Source organism: Streptomyces sp. RLA123 (genome assembly GCF_056270165.1).
The window spans coordinates 7,089,283-7,113,435 of record NZ_JBWDOR010000003.1 but is presented as its reverse complement, the minus strand read 5'-3'; the positions used below and the strand labels follow the sequence as shown (position 1 = coordinate 7,113,435).

Below are 24,153 nucleotides of genomic sequence, written 5' to 3'. Positions count from 1 at the left end.
CCCACGCCGGCCCGCACGGGCTCCCCCCGCGCCCGGCCGGCCCGCCCGGTCCCGCGCCGGACGGCGGCACCCCACGAACCGACGATCCGTCAGATCGCCTGGCCGCGACGCGACTCAGAGCCAGCCGCGGCGAGCGGCCTGCCAGGCGAGTTGCATGCGCGTGTCGGCGCCTGCGAGCGTCATCATGTGCTGGATGTGGCGCTGCACGGTGCGCCTGCTCAGTCCCATCTGACTGGCGATGGCTTTGTCGGCGACACCCGCCACGAGCAGCGAGAGCAGCCGGCGGTCGGTCTCGGTGAGCGGGTCGGAGTCGACGACCCCGTCGCCTCCCTCGACCCCGCCGGAGGCGCTGACCTTCAGCGGGACCGCGGTCTCCCAGTAGCGCTCGAAGAGCGAGATGAGCGCCTCCAGCAGGCTGCTGCCGCGCACGAGGGCTGCCGTGGCCTCGCCGGCACTGCCCTGCGGCCCCCCGGGGACCAACGGGCAGATGGCGATGGCGCGGTCGGCGACGGCCAGACGCAGCGGCAGGTGCGGGACCGAGCGGGCGACCTCACCGGCGCGTACGCCCTCGACGACATTGTCGATGGCGCCCTCGTCGTCGAAGAAGGCCTGCTCGTACAGGACGCGGTAGCGCACCCCACGGCCCAGGGCGTCGTACTCGGCGCGGTTGCTGCCCGAGGGCATCGCCACGTACTGGGCCTTGCAGAACCAGAGCATCTCGTGGCGGGCGTTGTCCTGCATCTGGCGCAGGTGCTGGCGCAGTGCCTCCGCGCCGGTGATGACCTCGATGAGCTGACCGGGGTCGTGCCTGCGGCGGGTGCTGCGGTAGCTGTCGAGCAGGTCGGTGACGGCGGTACGGGCCTTGTCGAGCGCGTCGGCGTTGCGCTGCAACCGCGGCAGCAGCGCCACGTCGGGCGGTACGGCGGCGTAGTGCAGCGGGTCGCGGTCGGTGGGGCTGGCGAGTCCCTTGCCGCGCAGGGCCGCGAGGACGGCCTCGACGGAGTCGCGCGGGAGGCCGGTCTGGTCGGCGACCTCCTGGGCCGACGCGGTCGCGGTCCCGACCAGGAGCCGGTACACCGTCTCCTCGATCCCCGTCAGGCCTGCCGCCTCCAGCATGCCGTGCCCTCCCTCGTGCAGGCCGGCCCCGTGAAGCGGAACGGCCCGTCGAAGTTTGCACTGCAAGTCCCCTCCGGGCAAGCGAACGGCGGGTGCCGGGACTCCCGCCCCGGCACCCGCCGTCCTTCAGCCGTTCCGCCGGACCGGCGTCACCGCCCCGAGGAGGGGCCGTGGTGCAGGTAGGCGCGGTCGACCGTCTGCCGCACGGTGTTGCCCGCGGCGTCCACCGCGGTCACCCGCAGGCTCACGTACGCGTCCCCGCGCACGCCGGCCGGCCGCTCGACCGCGGCGGTGAAGTGCGTGCCGCCGTGCCGCGCGGTGCGGGCGGCGCGCCACGTCCGCCCGTTGTCGTACGAGGCGTCGACGCGCAGCGCCACCACGCGGGGCGCGGCCATCCCGTCCTGCATGCGCACGTCCAGGCCGAGGGTGTGCGTGCGCTGCGCGCCCACGGCGTTGCTCAGGTCCACCGGCACCGACCAGTCGGCCTGGAGCAGCGGCAGCAGCGTGGTGGTCGCCGCGGTGTCCGAACGGAACGTCCAGGACGTGCTGGTGGAGGTGGAGAAGCGCCAGTCGTCGGAGGTGCGGGCGGTCGTCAGGTCCAGCCGGTAGCCGGCCTTGCCCGCGGGCACCTCGAAGTCGCCCCACGCGCCGAGGTCGGACTGCGCGATGCGCTCCCCGTTGCGGAACAGCTCCGCGTGGGCCACGTCGCTCAGGTCCGCGACCCGGGTGCCGACGCCGCCGCCGCTGCTGACGACCTCCGCGAAGGACCAGTGGCCGGCGGTGGAGTCGGCGAACTCCGGGACGGAGAAGGACAAAGTGTCGCCGTGGCGCACCGACGCGGGCCAGCCGCCGACGCCGCGCGGGATCGACGGCCGCACCGGGGCCGCGAACCAGCGCTCCCTGACGCGCTGTCCTGGCCGGTAGGTGTGCGACGCGTCCCGCATGCCGGCCTGGAGCTCGAAGTCACGGTCCTGGACGAGGTTGTGGTGCACCGTGTGGTTCCACAGCGTGTCCCCGGCCGTCACGTACTCGATGCGCTGCCGTCCCACCGGTACGTCGCGGGTGTACTGGTTCCAGGCGAACTCCTGGTAGGGCCGCCAGCCGAAACGCTGCTCGCTCGCCCAGGCGGAGGCGCCGGTGCGGGTGTAGTCGGCGCGCACGACGGCGCTGTCGTGATCGGAGACGGTGTACACGAGGTGCTCGGGGACCCGCTGCTTCGACACCTGCATGACGTCGTAGAGGTACGGGCTGCGCACCGTGCCCGAGAAGTCCACCGTCGTGGTGCGCTTACCGGTCCGCTTCAGCAGGTCGGTACCCTCCACCGACCCGGCGCGCATGATCGGCAGGGCCATCCGCTCGCCGTCCGGGTACCACCGCGTCCAGGGGAAGAACCCCGCGGGCATGACGAGCATCAGCGCCTTGGCCCCGGCGTCCGCGGCGGCCTGCGCCAGCGCGGCGTCGTTGCCGAAGTCGTAGCGGATGACGGCCAGTTTGCCGCGCACGTGGGCGGCCTTGAGGTCGGCGGCCGTGCCGGCGCCCGCGTCCACCGCGGTCAGCCTGACGCCCTTGTCGTCGAAGACCCGCGAGGCGGGCAGGTAGTACGGGGTGAAGGCCGACGAGGTGCCGGAGACCTTCGCCCGCAACTGGGGCGCCGTCATCTGCCAGCGCGAGGCGAACTCGAAGGTGCCGTCGGTGACCTGGGCGGTCGGGCTGACGTAGACGCGCTTGGCGACGTCGAAGAACATCACGCCCTGGATCAGCCCGTGCCCCTCGATGCGCCGGTAGGTCTGATAGCTGATAATCCCGTGCTGCTCGGCGGGCTTGGGCGTACGGATCCGCACCTCGGTGGTCTTGGAGGCGTCCAGCGTCACCGTCGTGTCCTTGGTGACCTTCACCTGCGGGTTGACCACCTCGCGCAGTTCCTGGCCGTCCGCGGCGGTGTCCAGGGTGCTGAAGCTGACCTGGTAGGTGCCCTCCTCCACGACGGCGACCGAGGGCTCGAAACTGGTGTAGGCGGCGAAGCCGTCGGCGCCCCAGATGGTCGGCGCGGCCCCCGGGATCACCTTGCCGTCGTGGTCGCGGGCGACCACGGTGAGCTTGTGCAGCGGTGCGTGCACGGCCAGCGAGACCGTGGTGTGGGCGACCACGGCGCCGTCCGCGCCGGTCGCGGTGGCGTAGCCGTAGTAGGTGCCGCGGACCGCGTGCGCCGCGTCCGTGCGCAGCGGCACGTCGGCCGAGGCGCCGGGGGCGAGGTGCACGGTGCCCGAACCGGGCGTGACCACGCCGGCCGGCAGGGCGATCCCGTCGGCGTTGGCGAGGGAGACGGCCAGCTTCAGGTCGACCGCCTTGTCACCGGTGTTGGTGTAGTGCAAGGCGGCCGCCTGCTGCTGCCCGCCGGTGCCGTCGGTCTGCAGCGGCGGCAGCATGACGGTGCCGGTCGCCGTGACCGGGCCCGTGGCGGTGGCCAGGTCGATACGGCCGCCGCCCTGCGCGGTCACCTTGGTGCCGGGGACGGTGTGCGCGGTGCTGATGAGCGCGTCCTTCAGCGCCTGCGCGTTCCAGTCCGGGTGCTCCTGGGCGAGCAGCGCGGCGGCGCCCGCGACATGGGGGGTGGCCATCGAGGTGCCGGACGCCGCGGTGTAGTTCGCGTCGACCGGGTCGCCCATGGTGGTGCCGGAGGCGCGGGCGGCGACGATGCCGACCCCGGGCGCGGTCACGTCGGGCTTGACGGCCTTGTCACCGAGGCGCGGACCGCGACTGGAGAAGGAGGCGAGGGAGTCGTCGCGGTCGACGGCTCCCACGGTGAGCGCGGCGTCGGCCGCGCCGGGCGAGCCGATGGTGGAGTCGCCCTGCTCGCCGGCGTTGCCCGCGGCGACGACGAAGAGCGTGCCGCCCGGCGCCGACAGGGTGTTGACCGCCTCGCTCATCGGGTCGGTGCCGTCGGTCGGCTCGTCCGAGCCCAGGCTCATGTTGACGACCTTGGCGTGCTCGCCGGCCGCCCACTCCATGCCGTCGATGACGGCCGACTCCGTGCCGAAGCCGTCGTCGCCCAGCACCTTGCCGATCAGGAGGTCGGCGTGGGGGGCGACACCGCGGCGGGTCCCCGACGACGCGGCGCCGCTGCCGCCCACGATCGAGGCGACGTGCGTGCCGTGACCGAAGTGGTCATCGGTGTTCCCGCTGTCGGAGAAGTCCTTGGACTCCGAGATCCGCCCCGCCAGGTCCGGGTGGTGGGCGTCGACGCCGGTGTCCAGCACGGCCACCTTCACGCCCTGGCCCTCGTAGCCGGCCTTCCAGGCGGTGGGCGCGTTGATCTGTGCGGTGCTCCGGTCCAGTACCGGCGCCACCTTGCCGTCCAGCCAGACGCGGGGGGTCGCCGCGACCCGGGCGCCGCCCGAGGCGTCGCCGGGGCGCAGGGTCTTCCAGAACGCACCGAGATCGTCGCCGGCCACGCTCAACGACCGTGCGCCGATGCTGTCCAGGCGGTGCTCGGGGGCCGACGGCACGCCGAACGCGGCGATCCGGCCGGCGACGGCCGCCGCCGCCTTCGCACTCGCCTCCGTCACCCTGGCCACGCCCGGCAGCGGGGCGGCCGAGACGATGAGCGGCAGGGCCGCGGTCCTTGTCTCGTCGTAGCCCTGGGCGATGAGGGTCGTCACGTCGAAGAGCCGGCGGTCCAGCGTTCCCGCGGCCACCAGGTCGGCGGCGTCCGAGGGCAGTACGGTCAGGGAGCCGTCGTCCTTCTCGAAGGTCCGGAAGACGATGCCCTCACGGCCGGGTCCGGGCTCCACCGAGGCGGCGCGGTGCCCGTCGGCGCCCGGCGTCACCGTCACACGGTCGCCGGTCACCAGTCGTACGGTCACGGACGGCACGCCCTCGCCGCCGGCGGGTCGCGCCGCGGTGTCCTCGGGTGTCCGGGCGGAGGCGGACGGTACGCCTCCGGCGGTCAGCAACAATCCTGTCGATATTGCCGCCGTCAGGCGGATCCATGCCATCAGCCAAGCACCTTTCGTACAGCTGGGGGTCACGCGCTGTCCGACAGAATCTGCTGTGGCGATGGGCATGTCACTGGCCTCAGGTGGCACAGCTGCGACATGTCCCAACGGCGCCACGGGGTGCGGCCACGGCGTCGGTAAGGTGTCAACGCGGCACTCTGCCGTGGGGGGCCGGCCCCAAGGAGCGGGAGAGGCCCGCTCAGGCGGCGGCGCCGCGGATGCCGAGCCGCGCGAGTTCCGCCCGCAGGGCTCGGACGCCGTGGTGGGTGCGGGACTTGACCGTCCCGCGCGGGACGCCCAGCTGTGCGGCGACGTCCTCGCCCGCCTGGCCCATGACATGGACGCGGACCACCGCTTCACGGTGCGCGGGAGCGAGCGCACGCAGGGCGCCGACCAGGACGGAGCGGTCCTCGACGGCACCGGCGTGGTCGTGGACGGGCGCGAGCGCGGTGCCCGCGAAGTCGGCGGCGGTGACCCCGACGGGTACGGAGCGGTCGCGGCGGCGGTGGTCGACGGCGAGGTTGCGGGCGACCCGGAAGAGCCACATGCGGATCGGCCGGTCGTCGAAGTCGAGGCGCCCGGCGCTCTGCCAGGCCCGCAGCAGGGTCTCCTGCAGGACGTCCTCGGCGGCATGCACATCGCCGCCCATCAGGCCCCCGACGTAGCGTCGCAGGCCCTCGGTCTCGGAAAGGAGGCGGGCCGCGAGGTCCGGCCGCCCCCCTTCCGCGTCATGTTCTGTGGGGGTCACGCCGCCGGCTCCCGGAGGGTCTGATCGGCCCTGGCGAACGGCCTCGTTCAAGCGCACGGGGTGAACGATATTGGCCGCCAGGGCGTGCTGTACTTACGAGGCTGGCGAACAGTCGATCATTTGGCGAGGCTCTTAAGACGACGTTCGCCCAATGTGCATGTTCCGGCAAAAGTCGCGCGGACCTGCGCCTTCATGCTTCCCGGCAGCCTCACCGATACGACAGGAGACGATGTGCCGTCCCCATCCGAGCCACGGCACCCCGAGGTGCTCGAAGGAGCACCCGACCGCTTCACCGAGCAGTTCGCCCGGCGCCCCGCGCTCCCCCGCCGGGGGCTGCTGCCGGGCAAGCGGGTATGGGCCGCCGCCGCCACCGCGACCGCCGTCGTCGGCTGCGCGGTGCTGGTGGTTCCCCTACTCGCACAGATAGATGTGTTTCCCGATCGCGGGGGCGACGGCCCGGCGGCCCTCGCCGCCCCGGCCGCCTCCGTGTCCGCCGGTACGCCCGGGGAGACGGGATCGGACCCCTCGGCGTCCACCACGTCATCCAGGACCGGCACCCACACCGGCCCGCAGAACTCCGGCCCGCACGGCCAGGTGAACGGCACGGGCGGCGGCACCGGGACGGTTGTCACCGGCGGCGACTCCACCGGCACCGTCCACAGCGGCGGCACCGGAGGCGGCAGCGGCAGCGGCACGACCGGCGGCGGCAGCACGGGAGCGGGCACGGGCAGCACCGGCAGCACGGGCTCGTCCGGTTCCGGCACCGGTTCGGGCTCCGGCACGGGCACGGGCACCGGCACCGGCACCGGCACCGGCACCGTTTCGGGCGGTTCGCCCACCAAGCCCACCTCCACGCCCACCAAGACGCAGCAGAATGTGACGGTCCCCGGCGTACGCGTCCGCAGCTCCGCCACCGGGCGGTGCATCGACATCACCAACTCCGCGGACGGTATCGGCCGCGACGGCAGCCGCCTGCGGATCTGGGACTGCGGTGGCAGCGCCTCGCAGAAGTGGGACTTCCGTTCCGACGGTTCGGTCCGCTCCCTCGGCCTGTGCATGGACCTGGCCTGGGCGTCCACCGACAGCGGCACAGCCGTCCAGCTCGCCAAGTGCAACGGCGGCTGGGCCCAGAAATTCGTGCTCAACAGCTCCGGCGACCTGGTGAACCCACACGCCGACAAGTGCGTCGACGTCGTCGACAAGGGCACCGCCAACGGCACGAAGCTCCAGCTGTGGACCTGCTACGGCACCCCCAACCAGAAGTGGTACCGCAACTGACGGAGCGTCATGCCGAGTCGTGCCCGCCGGCGCCCCCGCCGCCCCTGAGGCGACGGGGGCGCCGGCGGTCCCAACTGCCGTGGCGGACGGCACACCTGGAGCGCACGTGCTCCGGAAACCGCTGCCGGACCAGGGAATCCTCCGGTGCTTCCGGGGTATCCGTCGAGGGCGGGGTCACGACCGGAGGAGGGGCTCAGTGGTGCGGTCAGTGTTGCGTCGGAGATCACCGGAGGCGTCGGAGGCAACCCGGCCGAGGCGCCGTTCGGTGCTGGCGACGGTGGGCCGGTGGGCCGCGATGGCGGTGGCGTTCGTCGCCATGGTGGCCTTCGGGGCGGTGCTCGCCCGCGCGACGCTCTCCCCCTCGTACGCCTCCGCGGGCCTGGCGCACGCCAATCTGCACCCGGGGGCCTCGCTCCGGCAGTACTACGAGCGCTACACGGTGGCGGGCGCGGTCCGTCAGGTCGGCGGAAACGTGCTGCTGGGCATGCCCTTCGGTGTGCTGCTGCCGGTGCTGGCGCCCAAGGCGCGCGGCGCCCTGCGGGTCGTGGTGACCACCGGGCTGGTCATGATCCTCGTCGAGCTCGCACAGGGCGCGGTCGTGCAGGGCCGGGCCTTCGACGTCGACGACGTGATCATGAACACCACCGGCGCCCTGCTCGGCTACCTGCTCATCGGCCGCCGGCTCGGCCGGGTCGTGCACGCGACCCCCGAGCCGGTTGCCGAGGCCCCCGCCCCGGCGGCCAAGAGCGCGCCGCGCAAGGCGGCTCCCGCCAAGACCGCCCGTACCGGGACCACCCCCGGCGCCCCCGCACCACGCAAGCCCTTCCGGCCCTTCGCGACCATCCGCCGCGGACCGGCCAAACGCTCCTGACCAGCATGGAATGCGTCACATTCGGGGCTTGAACACTTCCCGGCGAGTCCGGCATTTTGATACACACAGGTGATCCACCCCCGAGTGCCGCGGAAGCGGGCGAGCGACCATGAACCATAACGATTCCCCGGACGAGCTCCACACCTTCGAGCTCGACTTCACCGAGCACGAGACGGCCCGTCGCGCCGAGGTCGTCGCCGCCCTCGGCGACGGCTGGGATCCCGTCGAGGTCCTGCGCGGCGAGGACGAGGCGCACCGGCTGCTCTACTCAGGACTGGACGAGGAGCAGGAGGCGGTGCACCGCATGCTCGTCGCGGCCGGCGTCCTGCCGGCCCGCGAGGAGACCGGGAAGGACGACGGTGCTGCTTCCGATTGATCCCTCCGCGGACCCGGGCCGCCGGGCCTGGATCCCGTGCCCCCGCTGCGAGGACCACGTGGACTGCGCCACATGCGCCGCGGGCCGCAACTGCCCCGACCACTGGCGCTACTTGCTCTCCAACCAGGGTCCCGTGGTGCATCTGCAGTGCCCGTCGTGCACGCACATGTGGTCCTGGGACAGCGGCTTCGGCGCCCACCACCGCACGGCCGGCTGAACCCGCGCCGGACCGGGTCCGTCCCGGCAGGCGGCCCGGCGCGGGGTGTGAAAAGCTCGTGAGGTGGGCTGCCCCCGTCCGCGGGGAGCAACCGTGGACCTCAGGGAGGCGACCATGGAAACCGACGCCCTCACGGCCGGAACGCTGCGGGAGCTCCGTGCGACCAGGCCGTACCCAGCGGTGTCGCTGACCATGCCCACGCACCGGCGTCCGGACAACGCCCAGGACGCGGTGCGGCTGCGCAATCTGATCGCCGAGGCCGAACGCCGGGTCGAGAACGACCCGGACGCGTCCCGCCGGGCCCGGATGAACATCAAGGGCCAGCTCCAGCGGGTCGCGTCCGAGGTGGACCTACGGCATTCCCTCGACGGGCTGGTCATGTACGCCACAGAGAAAGACCATCAGTTGTGGGTGCTGCCGCGTCCGGTGCCCGAGCGCGTCATCATCAGCGACAGCTTCCTCACCCGGAACCTGGTCGCCGCCAAGGCCCGTGCCCGCCCGTACTGGGTGCTCGGCGTCGCCGCCGACCGCGCGGCGCTGTGGAGCGGCAGCGGGCAGTCGCTCCAGCCCCACGAGGGCGGCGGCTTCCCCGCGGAGCCGGAACACCTGGAGTGGGACCCCGAGCGGCTCGAGCGGATCGGCGACCACCCGAGCACCTTCAGCAACGAGGAGACCCGGCGCTTCCTGCGCACCGTCGACAGCGCGCTGGCCGCGCTGCTGGGCGCGGACTCCCGCCCGCTGTACCTGGTCGGGCTCCCCGACGCGGTCGGGCTGCTCAAGGAGGTCGGCACGGCCTCCGACGCCGCCGTGGCCACCGTCCTCAAGGGCGGTCTCGTGGACGCCCCCGAACCGACACTGCTGGGGGAACTCGCCCCGGCACAGGAGGAGTTCGCACGTCAGGAGACCGAACGGGTCGGCGGGCGGCTCGAGGAGGCCCGCAGTCGCCGCACCTTTGCCGCCGGACTGGACGAGGTCTGGGAGTCGGTGTGCGGGGGCCGCGCCGAGCTGGTCGCGGTCGAGGAGGACTACCAGCGCCTCGTGCGGCTGTCGGAGGGCCACCTGATCCCGGTCGACGGCGACGGCGGGCAGGCGGGCGGCTTCGAGGGCGGCGTGCGGGAGGACATCGTGGACGAGGTCGTGGAGACCGCGCTCGACAAGGGCGCCGAGGTCGCCTTCCTGCCCCCGGACACCCTGGCCGAGCACGAGCGCATCGCCGCGGTGCTGCGCTACTGACGCGGTCCCGGCCGCGCTCCCCGGTGACCCGGGGAGCGCGGCCGGGCCTGTCGCCCGGCGTCGTCCGTCGCAGGTCAGGAGGTTTCGACGGCCGCCTTGATGCGCTGCGCGAAGGCGGGCGCGTCCTTGCGGGCCGCGCTCAGGGCCAGCCCCGCGAGCAGCTTGCCAATGCCGTGCCCCTCCAGCTCGTTGAAGATGCGCACCCGCGTCACACGCTCGCCGACCGGCTCCAGGTCGTAACCGCCCTGCGTGGCGGTGACCAGATTCTTGGACTGCTCCGCCCAACGGATCCGGTTGGGCGCGTCCAGCTTGGTGATCCGGAACTCCCGCCGGGTCTTCATGCCGGCGTCCTTGACCACGCTGGTGAAGATCGTGCCGACGGTGGTCGGGCCGGCCGGGCTCTTCCTGATCTCCTGCACCCGGGGGCTGAACTCGGGGTCGTGCGTCCCCTCGGCGAGGTAGGCGAAGACCTCGCCCACGGACCGGTCGATCTCGACCACTGCCTCGAACTGTCCGCCCATCCCGACTCCTTGATGGCTCACCCCCGCGGCGCGGACGCGCCGTCGCGGGCGGCGCCCGCATGGCGCCTCTCCGTCACGATAGGTCCTCGCCCGGACCCGGGCACCCGGGACGCCCGCGCGGGCTCCGCGGAGAGGGTCGCCGCGGCGGTGAGCACTCGGCGCGTACCGCACGTATGGAGGGTGGGCCCGGGTCGCGGGTTCGCGTACGGATGCGGAAGTAGGGGTCTGGGTGAGGCGCACACGGCGTCACGTGCAGCGCGCGATACGGCTCGTGGCCGTCGCGGGAGTCGTCTGCGGCGGGGTGATGGTGTCGCAGTCCGGGGCGAACGCGTCACAGGACGGCGGCGGCGGCCGCCGGGTCCTGGACGCCCCGTCCGACGGTGCGCAGAGCGTGGGGAGCGCGGCCACCCTGGCCAGACAGCTGGAGAGCCGGCTCGGTGACTCCCGCACCGCGGGCAGCTGGGTGGACGCCCAGGGCCGCCCGGTGGTCGCCGTCACCGATGACGCGTCCGCGGCCGAGGTGACCAAGGCGGGCGCGCAGGCGAAGGTCGTGCGGTACAGCATGCGCGAGCTGAGCTCGGCCGGCGAGACGCTCCGCGAGGCACCGCGGGTGGCGGGCACCGCGTGGTCGGTCGACCCGAAGACGAACACGGTGGTGGTCCTGGCGGACAGCACCGTCTCGGCCGCCGACTGGTCGCGGATGAAGGACGTGGCCGACGGCATCGGCGGCGCGGTCCGCATGGAGCGGACGACGGACACGTTCACCATCCGCACCGCCGGCGCCGCGCCCATCTTCACCCGGGGCAGCCGCTGTTCGGCCGGCTTCAACGTCACCGACGGCAAGGGGACGTTCCTGCTGACCGCGGGGCACTGCGGCCCGGTCGGCACCACCTGGTTCGGCGACAATCGCGGAGCCACCGGGGTCGGTACGACGGTCGCGAGCTCCTTTCCCGGCGGGGACTTCTCCCTGATCCGCTACGGCGACCCCGTCGGCGCCGACGACGACCGCACGAGCGCGGTGAACCTCGGCGACGGCCGGGCGGTGCGGATCAACGGGGCCGCCGAGGCCCTGGTGGGCCAGCAGGTCTTCCGCAGCGGCAGCACCTCGGGCCTGCACTCGGGCCAGGTCACCGGTCTGAACGCGACGGTCAACTACCCCGAGGGGCAGGTCGGCGGCCTGATCCAGACGACGGTGTGCGCCGAGCCCGGGGACAGCGGCGGCCCGCTGTTCGCCCAGAGCCTCGCACTCGGCGTCACTTCGGGCGGCAGCGGCGACTGCACCGCCGGTGGCATCACCTTCTTCCAGCCCGTGACGACCGCGCTGGCCGCGCTGGGCGTGGGCATCCCCCGTGCCACGGACAGCGACGGCGCGCCTCCCGGCGACCAGGACGGCGTCGCGACCCCGGTCTCCTCCGCACCCGCCGGGGCCCCGGGCACCGGCACGGGCGCGAGCGGCACCACTCCGGGCGACGGCGGCGCGCAGGGCGCCCCCAACGGACAGGCGACGCCCGCGGCCCCGGCCGCACCCGCCGCCCCGGGGGCGCAGAACGGGCAGAACACCCCGGCGGTTCCGGGGGCCGGCGGCTATCCGGGCACCGCCGCCGACACATCGGCCTTCGCCGCCATCAGCAGCGGCCGCGGTATCGGCCCGGGTGTGCTGGTCATCGCCATCAGCTTCCTGGGGCTACTGGCCACGCTGTGGATCCGGCCCGCGGGCGGCGGAGGGGGGCACGCCTACCGCCGCCAGTGGAATTGACCACGGAAGGGCAAAGCTTTCGCCCGTCGGGCGCGCGGCGACGCAGGATGGAGGCATGACGATCATTTCCCGCGCCCGTTCCTTCGACAAGGCGGCCGCCCTGTACGCGGCGAACCGCCCCTCCTACCCCGTGGCCCTGCTCGACGCCCTGGAGGAGGTCGCGGGACGGCCGCTGGCCGGTGCCCGCGTGGCGGACGTCGGGGCGGGGACCGGTATCGCCACGGCGCTGCTGCACGCCCGCGGCGCGCGTGTGGTGGCCGTCGAGCCGGGGGACGGCATGGCCGCCCAGTTCCGCCGCTCGCTGCCGGGCGTGCCCGTCGTACGCGGTGAGGGCGACCGGCTGCCCCTCGCGACCGGGGCCATGGACTTCGTCACGTATGCGCAGGCCTGGCACTGGACGGACCCGGCGTCCTCGGTGCCGGAGGCGCTGCGGGTGCTGCGTCCCGGTGGCGCCTTCGCCGTGTGGCGCAACGACTTCGACCGCTCGGCGCCGTGGCTGGCGGACCAGGAGGCGCGGCTGCGGGCGTACTTCGGGCACGGGGGCGGGGCCCTGGGCGGCGGGGCCGAGGACCGGGTGCCGGAGGGGCCGCGGTTCACCGTGCGCAAGGTGGCCTGGACCCGCCGGGTGCCGCTGGACGTCCACCTGGGCAGCCTCGGCAGCCACTCCGCGTTCCTCGTGCTCGGCGAAGAACGGGCCCGGGAGTTCCTCGCGGCCGAACGGGAACGGCTGACCGCGCTCTTCCCCGACGGCACGGTCGAAGAACCCTACGTCGTCACCCTGGCCGTCACGCTCCGCTGAGCCCCCGCACTCCGAACGACCCCGGCCCGAGGCCGCCGCCGGTTGATCAGGACGACCCCGGCGATCCCGAGCACGCCGCCGGCCAGTTCGATCCAGTGCGGCGCCTCGCCGAGCCACACGAAGGCGACGGCGATGGCGACCGGCGGGACCAGGTAGAGCGCCGCGGTCGAGACGGCGAGCGTCGTCCGGGCGACCGCGTACCCCCAGATCACGAAGCCCAGCGCGGAGGGGAGCAGGCCGAGGTAGACGGCCGCCCCGATGGCGGCGGTGGGCGCGTGGGCCGACGCCGTCACCGTCCCCGGTGCGAGCGGAAGCAGCAGCGCCGTCCCGGCCCACATGGCGTAGCAGGCGACCTCCAGGCCCTGCCTCGCCGGGGAGAACTGGCTGATGCCGGGACCCGAGACCTCCTGCCACGAGCTGACCCGGCGGGCCTGCGGCGCCGCCGGATTCGTCCCCCGGCACGGTGGCACTGGCGAGCGACTTCTCCGTGCTCACCGCCCTCGTCGGGGCCGGGGCGGGCGTCGCCCTCGTGCCGCGGATGGCCCTCCCGGCGGCCGTGGACGGGGTCAGCCTCCACCCGGCGGCCCGCCCGGTGACCCGTACCCTCTCCGCCCTGCTCGCCGCCGGCACCGCGCAGCAGCCCGCGCTGCGCAGGGCTCTGGAGTGTCTCGTGGCCGCCGCGGGGGAGGCCGCCCAGCGTGGAGCGCAGCCCCGGCCCCCCCACCGATCGCAAGGAGTACCGTTGAATCCTCCCCCAGTCAAAGCAGGGGGATTCCCGGCTCACGTGGGCTGGGGACCTGCGGTCCGTCAGCTCTTGCACGATCAGCACCAGCCGGGTTGAGACCAGCCCGGTTTGATGAAGCGAATCTCAGAGGTGCATGTGCTGTCTTGGCTCTCGATCAGCGCGGTGTACGCGCTACTTGGTTCTCGCAACGCACGGCGATCACTTCACCCGACCGTGTGGGCGGTCTTTCGCCCTGACGGCGAAACCCCGTTCCCTGCCCTGCTCCGCAGGGGTCCGATTTCTCCCCGGCCTGTAGGCCGGGGCATCCTCGGAAGTTCCCGGTGAAGAGCGCCCAATTGCTGGTCGACGCCTTCGGCCGGATCCAGGAGGTCGTCCATGAGGCCGTCGACGGTCTGTCCCCCGGCGAACTGCACGCCCGGCTGGAGGACCGCTCCAACTCCATCGCCTGGCTGGTCTGGCACCTCACGCGGATCCAGGACGACCATGTCGCCGACGCCGCCGGGACCGAGCAGCTGTGGACCGCCGACGGCTGGGCGAGCCGCTTCGGCCTGGACCTGCCGCCGTACGACACGGGGTACGGGCATGTCCGCAAGGAGGTCGACGCGGTACGGGTGCCCTCGGGCGAGCTGCTGACCGGCTACCACGACGCCGTCCACGACCACACCGTCGGCTATCTGCGCACGCTGCACGAGGCCGACTTCGAGCGGGTCGTCGACGAGAGCTGGGACCCGCCCGTGACGCTCGCCGTCCGGCTGGTCAGCGTCGTCTCCGACGACCTCCAGCACGCCGGCCAGGCCGCGTTCCTGCGCGGCCTGGCCGCCCGTCGCGCCCGCTGACCGAAGGCACCGGACGGGTTCAGCCCTTCGCGGCGGCGGTCCGCCCGGACTCGTCGACGGCACTGAGCGGCGAGGCAAGCGACTCCAGGCTGCGGCGCTCGGCGCGCACGCCGATGGCCGCCTCCACACACCCGGCGACGATCATCAGCACCGCGCCGATGCAGAAGGCGAGCGTGGTGTCGGACGGCTTGCCACTGCTGACCAGTCCGTTGAAGATCAGCGGTCCGGAGATGCCGCCGAGGGCCGTGCCGACCGCGTAGAAGAACGCGATGCACAGCGCCCGGGTCTCCAGCGGGAAGATCTCGCTGACCGTGAGGTACGCGGCGCTGGCACCCGCCGAGGCCAGGAAGAGCACGGCGGTCCAGCAGGCCGTCATCGTGAACGCGCTCAGCACGCCCTGCTGGAAGAGCCAGGCGGTGCCCAGCAGCAGCACGCCCGAGCCGATGTAGGTGCCGGAGATCATCGGTTTGCGGCCGACCGAGTCGAAGAGGTGGCCGAGCAGCAGCGGCCCCATGAAGTTGCCGACCGCGATCACGGCGAAGTAGTAGCCGGTGTCCCCGTTGGGGACGTCGAAGAACGTGGTCAGGATGACGGCGTAGCCGAAGGTGACGGAGTTGTAGAGGAAGGCCTGGCCCACGAAGAGAGCCAGGCCGAGCACCGTGCGCCGGGGGTAGGTGCGGGTCACCGTGCGGGCGATGGTGAGGAAGCCGATGTCGCCGCGCGGGGTGATCAGGATGCTGCCCTCGGGCGCCGGGAGGGGCCGGCCGGTCTGCTCATGGACCTCGCGCTCGACGTCCGCGACGATGCGTTCGGCCTCCTCGGCCCTGCCGTGGACGAACAGCCAGCGCGGGCTCTCCGGCACATGGCGGCGCACGAGGAGGATCACCAGGCCCAGGACGACTCCGATGGCGAAAGCGAGGCGCCAGCCGACGTCGGTGGCGAACAGAGCCGTGTTCAGCAGGGCGATGGACGCGAAGGCGCCCACCGCCGCGCCGACCCAGAAGCTGCCGTTGATGATCAGGTCCACCCGGCCGCGGACCCGGGCCGGGATCAGCTCGTCGATCGCGGAGTTGATGGCCGCGTACTCGCCGCCGATGCCGAAGCCGGTGAAGAAGCGGCACAGGATGAAGAACCAGGCGGTCCACGAGAACGCGGTGACCGCGGTCGCCGCGAGATAGACGGCCAGGGTGACCATGAACAGCTTCTTGCGGCCGAGCCGGTCGGTGAGGCGGCCGAAGTACAGCGCCCCCAGGCACGCCCCCGCCACGTACACCGCCGCCGCGAGGGTGGTGACCTGGGTGGTGCTGATGTCGATGCCGCTGCCGGACTCCGCGAGGCGGCCGGCGATGTTGCCGACGATCGTCACTTCCAGGCCGTCGAGGATCCAGACCGTGCCGAGGCCGATCACGATGCGCCAGTGCCAGCGGGTCCAGGGCAGCCGGTCCAGGCGTGCGGGCACGTCCGTACGGATTGCTCCCGGTGGATCGGCGTGAGCGGTCGACCCTGCCATGGGGCCACCTCCTGGCGTTCTGCGTGCGGGGCGGGTTCCGCAGGCGCGCCTTCCCGCCGGTGGGACCGTTCATGCCAGGGGCAGGCCTGGTGGGGGCCCGGGCGGGGCGGCCGGAGCCGGCCCGCCTCCGAAGTCAACCGCCCGGATGACAAGGAGAGTTGGAGCGGTAGCAACAGGAGAATCACCGGTTGACAGTTTTCACGGAAGCCCCGCGGAAACCACCCGGTCTCGCTAATCTCGCCGATCACGGAAGGCGTCCGTCCGGCAGCCGGATACCGCCGTCCGTCCCTCCGGCCCGACAGCGACGGAGCACTCCACGTGACAGCCGCAGAGCCCGAGGGCCCCGAGGGCCCCGGCGGCCTTGACGACGACGAGCTCGACGTCTTCCAGCCGCGCCCCGCCGCCCCCGGCCCGCGCCACTCGTACCCGGGCTTCGACGACGAAGCGTGGACGCGGTCGGCGCGGCGCGCGCCGTTACGCGTCGCCCTCACCGCGCCGGGCCGGGCGGAACCGCCGCCCCGGCGCCCGACGCGGGCGCTGCGGCTGGTCACGGGCACCGCGGTGGTCGCGGTGTGCGCCCTGCTCACGCCCGTGGTGTTCCACGACGCGGCTCCCGCGCCCGGCGGAACGGCCGCCGAGCACGCCGCGCTCGCCCAGCCGCCGGGCGGCCTGACGGCAGGGTCCGCAACGGCCACGGCGGCCGCGGCGAAGGCGTCGCCCGCACACTCGCCCTCACCCTCCGCCCCGCGGATCCAGCCGGTCACCACCCGGCTCCCGGCCATCAGCACACCCCCCGCGAGCGGCGCCTCCGGACCGTCCCGCGGTGCGCCCGCCACGCCCAGGGCGACCGCGACCCGTCACCGGGCGGGCGGCGGCGACTCCCGTGCAGCCCGGGGACACAGCCTGTCCGTGCAGTCCGTGAACTTCCCCGACCGCTTCTGGAGCGCCCCGGAGGGCACCGGCCGCCTCGACCCACTCGACGCGGCCTCCTCCCGCGCGGCACGCCGGGCCGCCACCTTCGTCCTCGTCCCCGGCCTGGCCGACACGCACTGCGCCTCCTTCGCCACACCGGACGGCCGCTACCTGCGGCACGAGCACTTCCGCGTCCGCCTCGACCGGCCGGACGGCTCCGCGCTCTTCCGCGAGGACGCGACCTTCTGCGTCCGGCCCGGTGCCTGGCGGGGCACCGTCTCCTTCGCGTCGTACAACCACCCGGGGTACCTCCTGCGGCACCGCGACTTCCGGCTGTGCATCGACCCCTACCGGCGCGAATCCGGATACCGCGCGGACAGTTCCTTCCGGGTCGCACCGCCCTGGGCCGGCTGACGGGCGTCGTCCGCCCACCGGGCGGCGCATAGCGCAGTGCGGCGCCGGGTGGGGCGGGTTCGCGGATTCCCGGCGGGGGCATGGCAGTTCGGTCCTAACGTGGGCGAACCAGCAGGGCCGAGGGGGGAGACAAGGGGTACCGCAGTGCCGAACCCGTCCGCCGGAGGGCCGCCACGGCGCCGCATGATCGAGCCGACGCGGGTCATCCCCGCGCGCGAGTCCACCGCCGCGGGCAGTTCCTGGGAGGAGTCCCTCGACCTCTTCCGTCCCGCCGACGACGCCGCTCCCCCGCGTGCGGGCGGTCCCGGCCCGGGCCCCGACACCCAGCCCCTGCCGCCGCCCGCGGCACCGACCCCTGGCCGGCGTCCCGCCCCGGCACCGCCTCCGGCTCCCCACGTCCGCGGCGGCACCCGGCGGCACCGCTCGTCCCGCGCCGTCCGGCTGACCGGTCTCGGCGCCCTCGTCGCGGGAGCCGGCGCGGCCGGCTTCGGCCTCGCTCTCGCGCTGTCCAGTCCCGGTGCCACCCTCACGCCCCCGGCTCCCGCCGTGCCCGCCACCACGGCGCCGCCCGCCGCGGGAACCGCCTCCGGCGTGCTCCGGGAAGGCGACAGCGGGCCCGCCGTCAGCGACCTCCAGACCCGGCTGCTGCGCATCCCCGACGTCTACACCGGCGGGGCGGTCGACGGCCGCTTCGACCGACGCCTCGCGGCCGCTGTCGCCCGCTTCCAGGTCTGGTACGGCATCCGCGGCGACGAGAACGGCGAGTACGGCGACGCCACCCGCCGCGACCTGGAGTCCCGCACCCCCGGCTGACCCCGCGCCGCCACCCGCCGGCCATTCCGCCCCCGCCGTCGGCCGGCCTGCCCACCGCGAGCCTTCGAGGCCGGGGAGCCGCGACCGCGGTCACTCGCCCCGCGTCGCCGCCGCAGCCCGGCACCGGCAACAGCCGGCGCCCACCCTCAGCCCCACGATCAGGAGCACTCGCCCCGTGGCGGCGCTCCGGCAACCAGCCGTGCACCGCCCCTCGAACCCGCGGTCCCGGCGGCGCCGCCGCCCCGAAGCGGCCGGCCCGCCCGACCGCGGCCCCCCGCGGCCCGTTGCCGCGCGCGGGCCGCGCGCCGCGGTGGCCCGGCGTCAGCGGGCGGCCTACCGTTTGACGATGGGAGTGGCGCGGCGGAGCGGACTGGAGTGGCTGCGGGCCCGCGATCCCGGTCTGGCGGCGGTGCGGCGATCGGCACGGGTGACCGTGGTCGCCTGCGCGGGCTTCTACGCCGCGCGGTACGGCCTCGGCGACCGGACGGTGGCCATCTACGCCCTGTTCGGCGCTGTCGCGGCCGGCGGGCTGTCCTCCGTCCCCGGAACGCCGCGCGAGCGGGCGCGCACACTGCTGGCGGCACTGCCGATCGGCATGGTGCTGGTGACGCTGGGCACGGTGCTGGCGGCACACGCCTGGACGGCGGCCCTGGGGATGCTGGTCGTGGGCTTCCTCGTCACGTTCAGCGGGGTCGGCGGGCCGAAGTTGGTGGGCCTCGCGAACGGGCTCCAGTTGTTCTACATCCTTCCGTGCTTCCCGCCGTACGCGCCGTCGACGCTGGGACACCGGCTGGCGGGCCTGGTCGCCGGCGTGGTGCTGGTCTGCGTCGCGGAGCGCTTCCTGTGGCCCGCGCCGTGCCCCGGCCGGTACGAGCACCGGCTCGCGCGGGCCGCGCGGACGGCGGCCGACGCGCTGTACGGGCTGGCGGCGGACCCGCCCCGCCCGCCGGACCCGGAGACGCTGCTGAAGGCGTCGCAGCAACTGCGGATGAGCCATGTGCCGGTGGACGAGCGCCCGGCCTCGGCGTCCGCGCGGGACCGGGCGTTGTCCGAGGCGGCCTCGCATATGCGTCATCTGCTCGCGCAGACATGGCAGCTGACGGAGTCGGCCGAGGAGGGGGCGGCACCGCCGGAACCGGCCGCCATGGGGCTGCTGCTGACGTCGGCGGCAGCGTGCGAGGACGTGGACCGCGCCCTGACGGGCCGGGCCCCGCCGCCCCTCCAGGCCGTCTGCGGTGCCGCCGCGAGCACCTTCGAGTCGCACCGCGTGCGGCCGCGCGGGACGGGCACCGACTCGGCCACGATGGTGCGCAACGGCGCGATCGTCCTGGACATCACACACACGGCGGACTTCGTCGTCACGGCGGCCCGGATCGTGCTCGGCGCCCGAGTGCCTGCCGACGGCACACCGCCGGAGGCCCGTCCCGGGGCCTTCTGGTACGCCGGGCGCCCCACCGCCGAGCTGTACTACCACCGGCTGCGCGCCCATCTCACGCCGCGGTCGGTGTACTTCCAGAACGCGGTGCGTATCGCCGTCGCCCTCGCCGCGGTCCGGCTGGTCGTCGGCGCGCTCGGCCTGGAGCACGGCTTCTGGGCGCTGCTGACCACGCTGACGGTGATGCGCACCAGCGCCGTCGACACACGGACCGCGCTGTGGCCCGCGCTGCGCGGGACGCTCGCCGGCGCCGTGGTCGCTGCGCTGATCCTGTACCTGGCCGCGGGGACGCCGCTGGTGTTCGCCGCGATGCTGCCGCCGTGCATGCTGCTGGCCTTCGCGGCGGGCTCGGTGCTCGGGCCCGGCTGGGGCCAGGCGTTCTTCACGCTGACCGTCGCCGCCGCGTTCACCCAGATCGCCCGCAGCGGGCCCGAACTGGCCGCCGCCCGCCTACTGGACGTGCTCACCGGGGCCGTCACGGGCGCCGTCGTCGGCCTGCTCGCCTGGCCGCACGGCGGAACCGGCGAACTGCGGCGCGCCTGTGCCCGCGTCCTGGACCAGGGGACCCGCGCGGTCGCCGACATCACCGACAGGATCACCGACGGGGCGCGGGCCACCGACGCCCTTCCGCAGGCCCGGCTCGCCCAGCTGATCGTCGAGGCGACCTACGCCCAGTACGCCACCGAGCGGCACGACCCCCGGCACGCGTCGTCCGGGGACATCGACTTCCAGGTGATCATGCTGGCCGGCAACCGTGTCATCACGATGGGGCAGGTCCTGCTGGACAACTGCCCGCCGGGCGCGCTGTCCGCCTGGCCGCTGAGCGCCGCGCACCTGCGCGACGCCGCCCACCGTCTGCGGGGCGTGGCGCTGCCGTTCAGCTACGACCTGCGCCTGGACCGCGAACGCCCCCTCCCCGAGAACCCGCACCCGGGCGACCCGCCGACGGACCGCACGGTCATCAAGGACGTCTGCACGGCCTCCGCGGGCCGGGCCCCGGACCCGCTGCTCTACTACGCCGTCGACGCCGCGATCTGGCTGGCCAGCCTCCAGGCCGCGATCACCGCCGCCCGCCCCGCGCGGCGGCACCCGGCGGCCGCCGCCCCGGACTGAGCACGGTGCTCAGGGCGCGCCGTGGTCCGCCGGCAGTTCGGCGAGCAGGTCCGGGTTGACGATGGCGAGGATCGCCGCGATGTCCTCGCGGGACGCGGCCGGCCACAGGACGGCGCGGGCGGCCCGGTACTTGGCGGCGAGGCGTTCGCGCGCGGCGGGGTCGAGGCGGGCGGCGCGGTCGGCCCGGCTGTTGTGGGCGTTGTCGGCGATCTTGACCAGGGTGGCGTCCCGGCCCGTGGCGATGCGCCGCAGCTTGTCCGCGTAGGCGACGCCGGGCTGGTTGGTGACCTGCTCGACGACGGCGACGACGCGCTCGGGAACGCCCGCGGCGCGCAACCGCCGCGCCGTCCAGGAGGTGTCCTCGATGACGTCGTGGAGCAGGCCGGCCATCTGGAGTTCGGGCCCGAAGGGCGCGAGCCCGGCGGCGACGGCGCGGACGTGCTCGACGTACGCCACGCCGATGCGGTCGGTCTGGCCCTCGTGCGCGCTGCTCGCCAGCGCGTCGGCGTCGGCGACGCTGTTCACCTTCACGGCACACCATCCTGCGGGGGCGCCGCCCGGTTCGTCCAGCGCCTCCGGCGACCGGCTCCGCCGGCGGAGGGGGGATTGTGCCCGGCGGCCGGTCGCGACGCGGGGAGCCGGGCGGACGACGACGCGGCCCGTCCGGGAGCGGCCGGCCCATGCCGGCGAACCGGCGTGGCCGTCTCCGGCGTTGACGGCGGCGGGACGGTACACGGCGGAAGCCGTGGACGCCGGTGGGCACCCGAGGTCCTCCATGGGACCCTGCCCGCCGGACGGCAGCGGTACAGCCGCCGGGATCGGCCTCGTCCGTCGTGGCCGGGCGCCGGAACCCGGCCGTGCGCCCCGGCCCCGCGGCGACCGCGCCCCGTGGACGGCCGACCCGGCGCCACCGGGGCGGCGGCGAGCACGGAGCCGGGCGGGCGGGCCCTCCCCGGACGCGGTCCCCCCGCCCGGCTCCCGCCGGCACCGCCGGGCGGCTACCGCAGCCCCTCCGCGACCGGCCCGAGGGAGAGGGCCGGCAGGAAGTTGAGCAGCGCCAGGACGAGTGCGGCGCCGGTGGCGAGGACGACGAAGTTGACGCCGTACGGCCGCAGGGTGCCGACCGTGACCACGCCGGGGCGCTGCCGGGCCAGGCGCCCCGCGAGGGCGAGCACGAACACGATCGGCAGGTAGCGGCCGATCAGCATGGCGGCCACCATGAGCAGGTTGTGGAAGTCGGTGGCCCCGTTGAACCCGGCCATCGCGCTGCCGTTGCTCGCCGTGTTGCTCGTGTAGGCGTAGATCAGTTCCGTGAGCCCGTGCGGGCCGGCGTTGCCCATGGACGAGCGCCCGTCGGGCAGGGCGACCGCGATCGCGGAGCAGACGAGGATCGCGGTGGGGGCGACGAGGGCGTAGAGCACGACGTGCCGCATCTCGCCGAAACCGATCCGCTTGCGCAGGTACTCGGGTGTGCGGCCGACCATCAACCCGCCGATGAAGACGGCGACCAGGACCGCCATGAGCAGGCCGTACAGCCCGCTGCCGGTGCCGCCGGGCGCGATCTCGCCGAGCATCATGCCCGCGAGGAGCACGCCTCCGCCGAGGCTGGAGAAGCTGTCGTACGAGGCGTTGGCCGCGCCGTCGGCGGACGCGGTGGCCGAGACGCCGAACAGGGTGCTCGCGGGGACGCCGAAACGGGTCTCGGTGCCCTCGGTCTGGCCGCCGACGGCCGCCGTGACGGTGCCGGTGTGCATGCTCTGCGCCAGGTTGCCCGCGACCAGCAGCAGGCAGAACAGGATGCCCACGACCGTGAGGAGGGTCCAGCTCTGGCGGAGACTGCCGGCCATGCGGCCGTAGGTGCGGATGAGCGCGGTCGGGATCAGCAGCATCAGCACGATCTCGACGGTGTTGGTCCAGGCGGAGGGGTTCTCCAGTGGGTGGGCGCTGTTGGCGTTGAAGAAGCCGCCGCCGTCGCCCGCCATCAGCTTGATGGGCTCCCAGGAGCCGACCGGGCCCGCCAGCTGGTCGACGCCGGACAGGTGCTGCGTCACGCCCAATGCCATAAGCAGCAGACCGAAGACGACGGACAGCGGCAGGAACACCCGGAGGACCGAGCGGATCAGGTCGACCCAGAAGTTGCCGAGTTCGTCGGTGCCGCCCCGCACCAGGCCGCGGACCAGGGCCAGAGCGGCGCAGATGCCGACGGCCCCGGAGGCGAAGGCCTGGGTGCCCAGGCCCGCCATCACGGCGAGGTGGCCGGTGGTGGACTCGCCCGCGTAGTTCTGCCAGCTGGTGTTGGTGGTGAAGCTGACCGCGGTGTGCAGCGCGAGCGGCCAGGGCATGCCGTCACGGCCGAGCGACCAGGGCAGCCGGTCCTGGAGGGTGAACAGCGCGAAGAGGGCGGCGATGCTCGCGGCGGAGAAGGCCAGGAGCGCGAACAGGTAGTGCCGCCAGTTCTGTTCGCGGTCGGGGTCGATGCCGCAGACGCGGTACAGCACGCGTTCGGGGGCGAGGTGGCGCCCGCCGTCGAGGGCACGGGCGAAGTAGTCGCCGAGCGGCACGTGCAGGCCCACGACGACGGCGATGACGAGGGTGGCCTGGAGCCAGCCGAAGACGGTCATGCTCAGGCTCCCTGGAGCGGACGGGCGCGGTCGAGCGCGCTGTTGAGGCCGGCGACGTCGACGGCCGGCTCGCCGAGCACACCGAGTGCGCGGCCGGTGGTGCACCGGGCGACGAGTGCGCTCACCGCGCTCTCGGGCAGGCCGCGTTCACGGGCGACACGGGGGATCTGAAGGCGCGCGTAGGCGGGGCTGATGTCGGGGTCGAGGCCGCTGCCGCTCGCGGTCACGGCGTCCGCGGGCACCACGGGACGGGCCGGGGCGCCGCCCCGCACGGGGACGACGACGGCCTTGGACCAGTCCTCGTCCGGTGCGGCGCACACGACGGCCACGCCCTCGTACGAGGCGGTGAACGGCCGTGCGGGGCACGGCTGGTTGACGCTGATCACGCGCTCCACGTCGCCCGTGGTGCCGCCCGCACGGAAGACGCCCAGCACGGCGCCGACACCGTCGGCCGTGCAGTAGGGGCGCGAGCCGTCGACGTGCTCCAGCTCGCCGACCGCCTTGCTGCGCGAGCAGACCTGGGTGAGCAGGCTCGGCTTGTCCGGGGTGTCGACGACGCTCTCGGGGCCGAGGTTGCCGGCCGCCGAGGCGGCCGGGTCGTAGCCTGCGCCGGCGTTGGAGGGCCGGGACTGGAAGTAGCCGGGCAGCGGACGGCCCTTGGCGTCGGTCCACGCCTTGCCGAGGGCGGTGCCGTGGGCGGTGTGGCGGAGTCCCGGCAGCTGTCCCAGCGCGGTCATGCCGAGCGGGTAGGCCAGGCCGACGAGGAGGGTGAGCGCCACGACGACCCGCACGGCGGCCAGCTGGTGGGCCGCCCAGTGCGGGAGGCGGGTGAGGGGAGGCATGG

The 24,153-nt window shown here is 74.2% G+C and carries 20 protein-coding genes and 1 pseudogene; 12 read left to right on the top strand and 9 right to left on the bottom strand.

All coding sequences use genetic code 11. From position 1 onward, the window contains the following. Positions 1-114 precede the first annotated feature (114 nt). The 3 genes from RV983_RS32675 to RV983_RS32665 form a co-directional block, all read right to left on the bottom strand. Positions 115-1,116, bottom strand: coding sequence for a helix-turn-helix domain-containing protein (locus tag RV983_RS32675; RefSeq protein WP_475989311.1), 1,002 nt, complete (start codon positions 1,114-1,116; stop codon positions 115-117). 149 nt (positions 1,117-1,265) lie between these two features. After that, positions 1,266-5,111, bottom strand: a complete 3,846-nt coding sequence (locus RV983_RS32670; RefSeq protein ID WP_475989310.1) for a S8 family peptidase — start codon at positions 5,109-5,111, stop codon at positions 1,266-1,268. A 199-nt stretch (positions 5,112-5,310) separates the two neighbouring features. After that, positions 5,311-5,859, bottom strand: coding sequence for a sigma-70 family RNA polymerase sigma factor (locus tag RV983_RS32665; protein ID WP_475989309.1), 549 nt, complete (start codon positions 5,857-5,859; stop codon positions 5,311-5,313). Positions 5,860-6,090: 231 nt separating this feature from the next. On the opposite strand from RV983_RS32665, the gene RV983_RS32660 reads away from it, so the two are divergent. From RV983_RS32660 to RV983_RS32640, 5 genes are all read left to right on the top strand, one after another. Beyond that, the gene (locus tag RV983_RS32660) at positions 6,091-7,137 is read left to right on the top strand and encodes a ricin-type beta-trefoil lectin domain protein (RefSeq protein WP_475989308.1); all 1,047 of its coding nucleotides are present in this window, start codon (positions 6,091-6,093) and stop codon (positions 7,135-7,137) included. Positions 7,138-7,402: 265 nt separating this feature from the next. Continuing rightward, on the top strand, positions 7,403-8,008 hold the full coding sequence (locus tag RV983_RS32655) for a VanZ family protein (RefSeq protein WP_475989307.1): 606 nt from the start codon (positions 7,403-7,405) through the stop codon (positions 8,006-8,008). Between the two features lie 109 nt (positions 8,009-8,117). Beyond that, positions 8,118-8,384 (top strand): DUF6400 family protein, encoded by a 267-nt coding sequence (locus RV983_RS32650; protein ID WP_475989306.1) that lies wholly within the window; start codon positions 8,118-8,120, stop codon positions 8,382-8,384. After that, complete coding sequence (locus tag RV983_RS32645; protein ID WP_475990529.1) at positions 8,371-8,601, top strand: hypothetical protein; 231 nt, start codon at positions 8,371-8,373, stop codon at positions 8,599-8,601. Before RV983_RS32650 ends, RV983_RS32645 begins: the two co-directional genes overlap by 14 nt. Before the next feature lie 114 nt (positions 8,602-8,715). Next, a complete protein-coding gene (locus RV983_RS32640) occupies positions 8,716-9,834 on the top strand; it encodes a baeRF3 domain-containing protein (RefSeq protein ID WP_475989305.1) in 1,119 nt (372 codons plus the stop codon). Positions 9,835-9,908: 74 nt separating this feature from the next. On the opposite strand, the gene RV983_RS32635 is transcribed toward RV983_RS32640, so the two are convergent. Beyond that, a complete protein-coding gene (locus RV983_RS32635; RefSeq protein ID WP_475989304.1) occupies positions 9,909-10,355 on the bottom strand; it encodes an SRPBCC family protein in 447 nt (148 codons plus the stop codon). 229 nt (positions 10,356-10,584) lie between these two features. Here RV983_RS32635 and RV983_RS32630 point away from each other — a divergent pair, with 229 nt between their 5' ends. After that, a complete protein-coding gene (locus RV983_RS32630) occupies positions 10,585-12,111 on the top strand; it encodes a S1 family peptidase (RefSeq protein ID WP_475989303.1) in 1,527 nt (508 codons plus the stop codon). 55 nt (positions 12,112-12,166) lie between these two features. Then, positions 12,167-12,910, top strand: a complete 744-nt coding sequence (locus RV983_RS32625; protein ID WP_475989302.1) for a class I SAM-dependent methyltransferase — start codon at positions 12,167-12,169, stop codon at positions 12,908-12,910. Here RV983_RS32625 and RV983_RS32620 read toward each other — a convergent pair. After that, entirely contained in the window at positions 12,877-13,380 is a 504-nt protein-coding gene (locus RV983_RS32620; RefSeq protein ID WP_475989301.1) for a DMT family transporter, read from the bottom strand. The genes RV983_RS32625 and RV983_RS32620 overlap by 34 nt on opposite strands. Between RV983_RS32620 and RV983_RS32615 the strand changes: the two are divergent. Both RV983_RS32615 and RV983_RS32610 read left to right on the top strand, forming a co-directional pair. Further along, positions 13,374-13,529 (top strand): annotated as a pseudogene (locus tag RV983_RS32615) (LysR family transcriptional regulator); the annotation flags it as partial. The gene RV983_RS32620 and the pseudogene RV983_RS32615 sit on opposite strands and share 7 nt — an antisense overlap. A gap of 446 nt (positions 13,530-13,975) precedes the next feature. After that, on the top strand, positions 13,976-14,491 hold the full coding sequence (locus tag RV983_RS32610; protein ID WP_475989300.1) for a mycothiol transferase: 516 nt from the start codon (positions 13,976-13,978) through the stop codon (positions 14,489-14,491). A 19-nt stretch (positions 14,492-14,510) separates the two neighbouring features. On the opposite strand, the gene RV983_RS32605 is transcribed toward RV983_RS32610, so the two are convergent. Beyond that, complete coding sequence (locus tag RV983_RS32605; RefSeq protein ID WP_475989299.1) at positions 14,511-16,001, bottom strand: MFS transporter; 1,491 nt, start codon at positions 15,999-16,001, stop codon at positions 14,511-14,513. 318 nt (positions 16,002-16,319) lie between these two features. Between RV983_RS32605 and RV983_RS32600 the strand changes: the two genes are divergently transcribed. From RV983_RS32600 to RV983_RS32590, 3 genes are all read left to right on the top strand, one after another. Continuing rightward, positions 16,320-17,327 (top strand): AbfB domain-containing protein, encoded by a 1,008-nt coding sequence (locus tag RV983_RS32600; protein ID WP_475989298.1) that lies wholly within the window; start codon positions 16,320-16,322, stop codon positions 17,325-17,327. A 183-nt stretch (positions 17,328-17,510) separates the two neighbouring features. After that, positions 17,511-18,140: a peptidoglycan-binding domain-containing protein gene (locus RV983_RS32595; protein WP_475989297.1), complete on the top strand. Its 630-nt coding sequence runs from the start codon at positions 17,511-17,513 to the stop codon at positions 18,138-18,140. 346 nt (positions 18,141-18,486) lie between these two features. Beyond that, complete coding sequence (locus tag RV983_RS32590; RefSeq protein WP_475989296.1) at positions 18,487-20,688, top strand: FUSC family protein; 2,202 nt, start codon at positions 18,487-18,489, stop codon at positions 20,686-20,688. 9 nt (positions 20,689-20,697) lie between these two features. Here RV983_RS32590 and RV983_RS32585 read toward each other — a convergent pair whose 3' ends face one another. The 3 genes from RV983_RS32585 to RV983_RS32575 form a co-directional block, all read right to left on the bottom strand. Next, on the bottom strand, positions 20,698-21,213 hold the full coding sequence (locus tag RV983_RS32585; RefSeq protein ID WP_475990528.1) for an HD domain-containing protein: 516 nt from the start codon (positions 21,211-21,213) through the stop codon (positions 20,698-20,700). 473 nt (positions 21,214-21,686) lie between these two features. Then, on the bottom strand, positions 21,687-23,309 hold the full coding sequence (gene kdpA / locus RV983_RS32580) for a potassium-transporting ATPase subunit KdpA (RefSeq protein ID WP_475989295.1): 1,623 nt from the start codon (positions 23,307-23,309) through the stop codon (positions 21,687-21,689). A 2-nt stretch (positions 23,310-23,311) separates the two neighbouring features. Next, positions 23,312-24,151 (bottom strand): potassium-transporting ATPase subunit C, encoded by an 840-nt coding sequence (locus tag RV983_RS32575; protein WP_475989294.1) that lies wholly within the window; start codon positions 24,149-24,151, stop codon positions 23,312-23,314. Between the last annotated feature and the right edge of the window lie 2 nt (positions 24,152-24,153).

What these genes read in the sequence shown, in the direction of transcription:
- kdpA (WP_475989295.1), bottom strand. Translation starts at nt 23,309, where the DNA reads ATGACCGTCTTCGGCTGGCTCCAGGCCACCCTCGTCATCGCCGTCGTC.
- RV983_RS32640 (WP_475989305.1), top strand. Translation starts at nt 8,716, where the DNA reads ATGGAAACCGACGCCCTCACGGCCGGAACGCTGCGGGAGCTCCGTGCG.
- RV983_RS32590 (WP_475989296.1), top strand. Translation starts at nt 18,487, where the DNA reads ATGGGAGTGGCGCGGCGGAGCGGACTGGAGTGGCTGCGGGCCCGCGAT.
- RV983_RS32670 (WP_475989310.1), bottom strand. Translation starts at nt 5,111, where the DNA reads ATGGCATGGATCCGCCTGACGGCGGCAATATCGACAGGATTGTTGCTG.
- RV983_RS32675 (WP_475989311.1), bottom strand. Translation starts at nt 1,116, where the DNA reads ATGCTGGAGGCGGCAGGCCTGACGGGGATCGAGGAGACGGTGTACCGG.
- RV983_RS32575 (WP_475989294.1), bottom strand. Translation starts at nt 24,151, where the DNA reads ATGCCTCCCCTCACCCGCCTCCCGCACTGGGCGGCCCACCAGCTGGCC.
- RV983_RS32635 (WP_475989304.1), bottom strand. Translation starts at nt 10,355, where the DNA reads ATGGGCGGACAGTTCGAGGCAGTGGTCGAGATCGACCGGTCCGTGGGC.
- RV983_RS32605 (WP_475989299.1), bottom strand. Translation starts at nt 16,001, where the DNA reads ATGGCAGGGTCGACCGCTCACGCCGATCCACCGGGAGCAATCCGTACG.
- RV983_RS32625 (WP_475989302.1), top strand. Translation starts at nt 12,167, where the DNA reads ATGACGATCATTTCCCGCGCCCGTTCCTTCGACAAGGCGGCCGCCCTG.
- RV983_RS32650 (WP_475989306.1), top strand. Translation starts at nt 8,118, where the DNA reads ATGAACCATAACGATTCCCCGGACGAGCTCCACACCTTCGAGCTCGAC.
- RV983_RS32595 (WP_475989297.1), top strand. Translation starts at nt 17,511, where the DNA reads ATGATCGAGCCGACGCGGGTCATCCCCGCGCGCGAGTCCACCGCCGCG.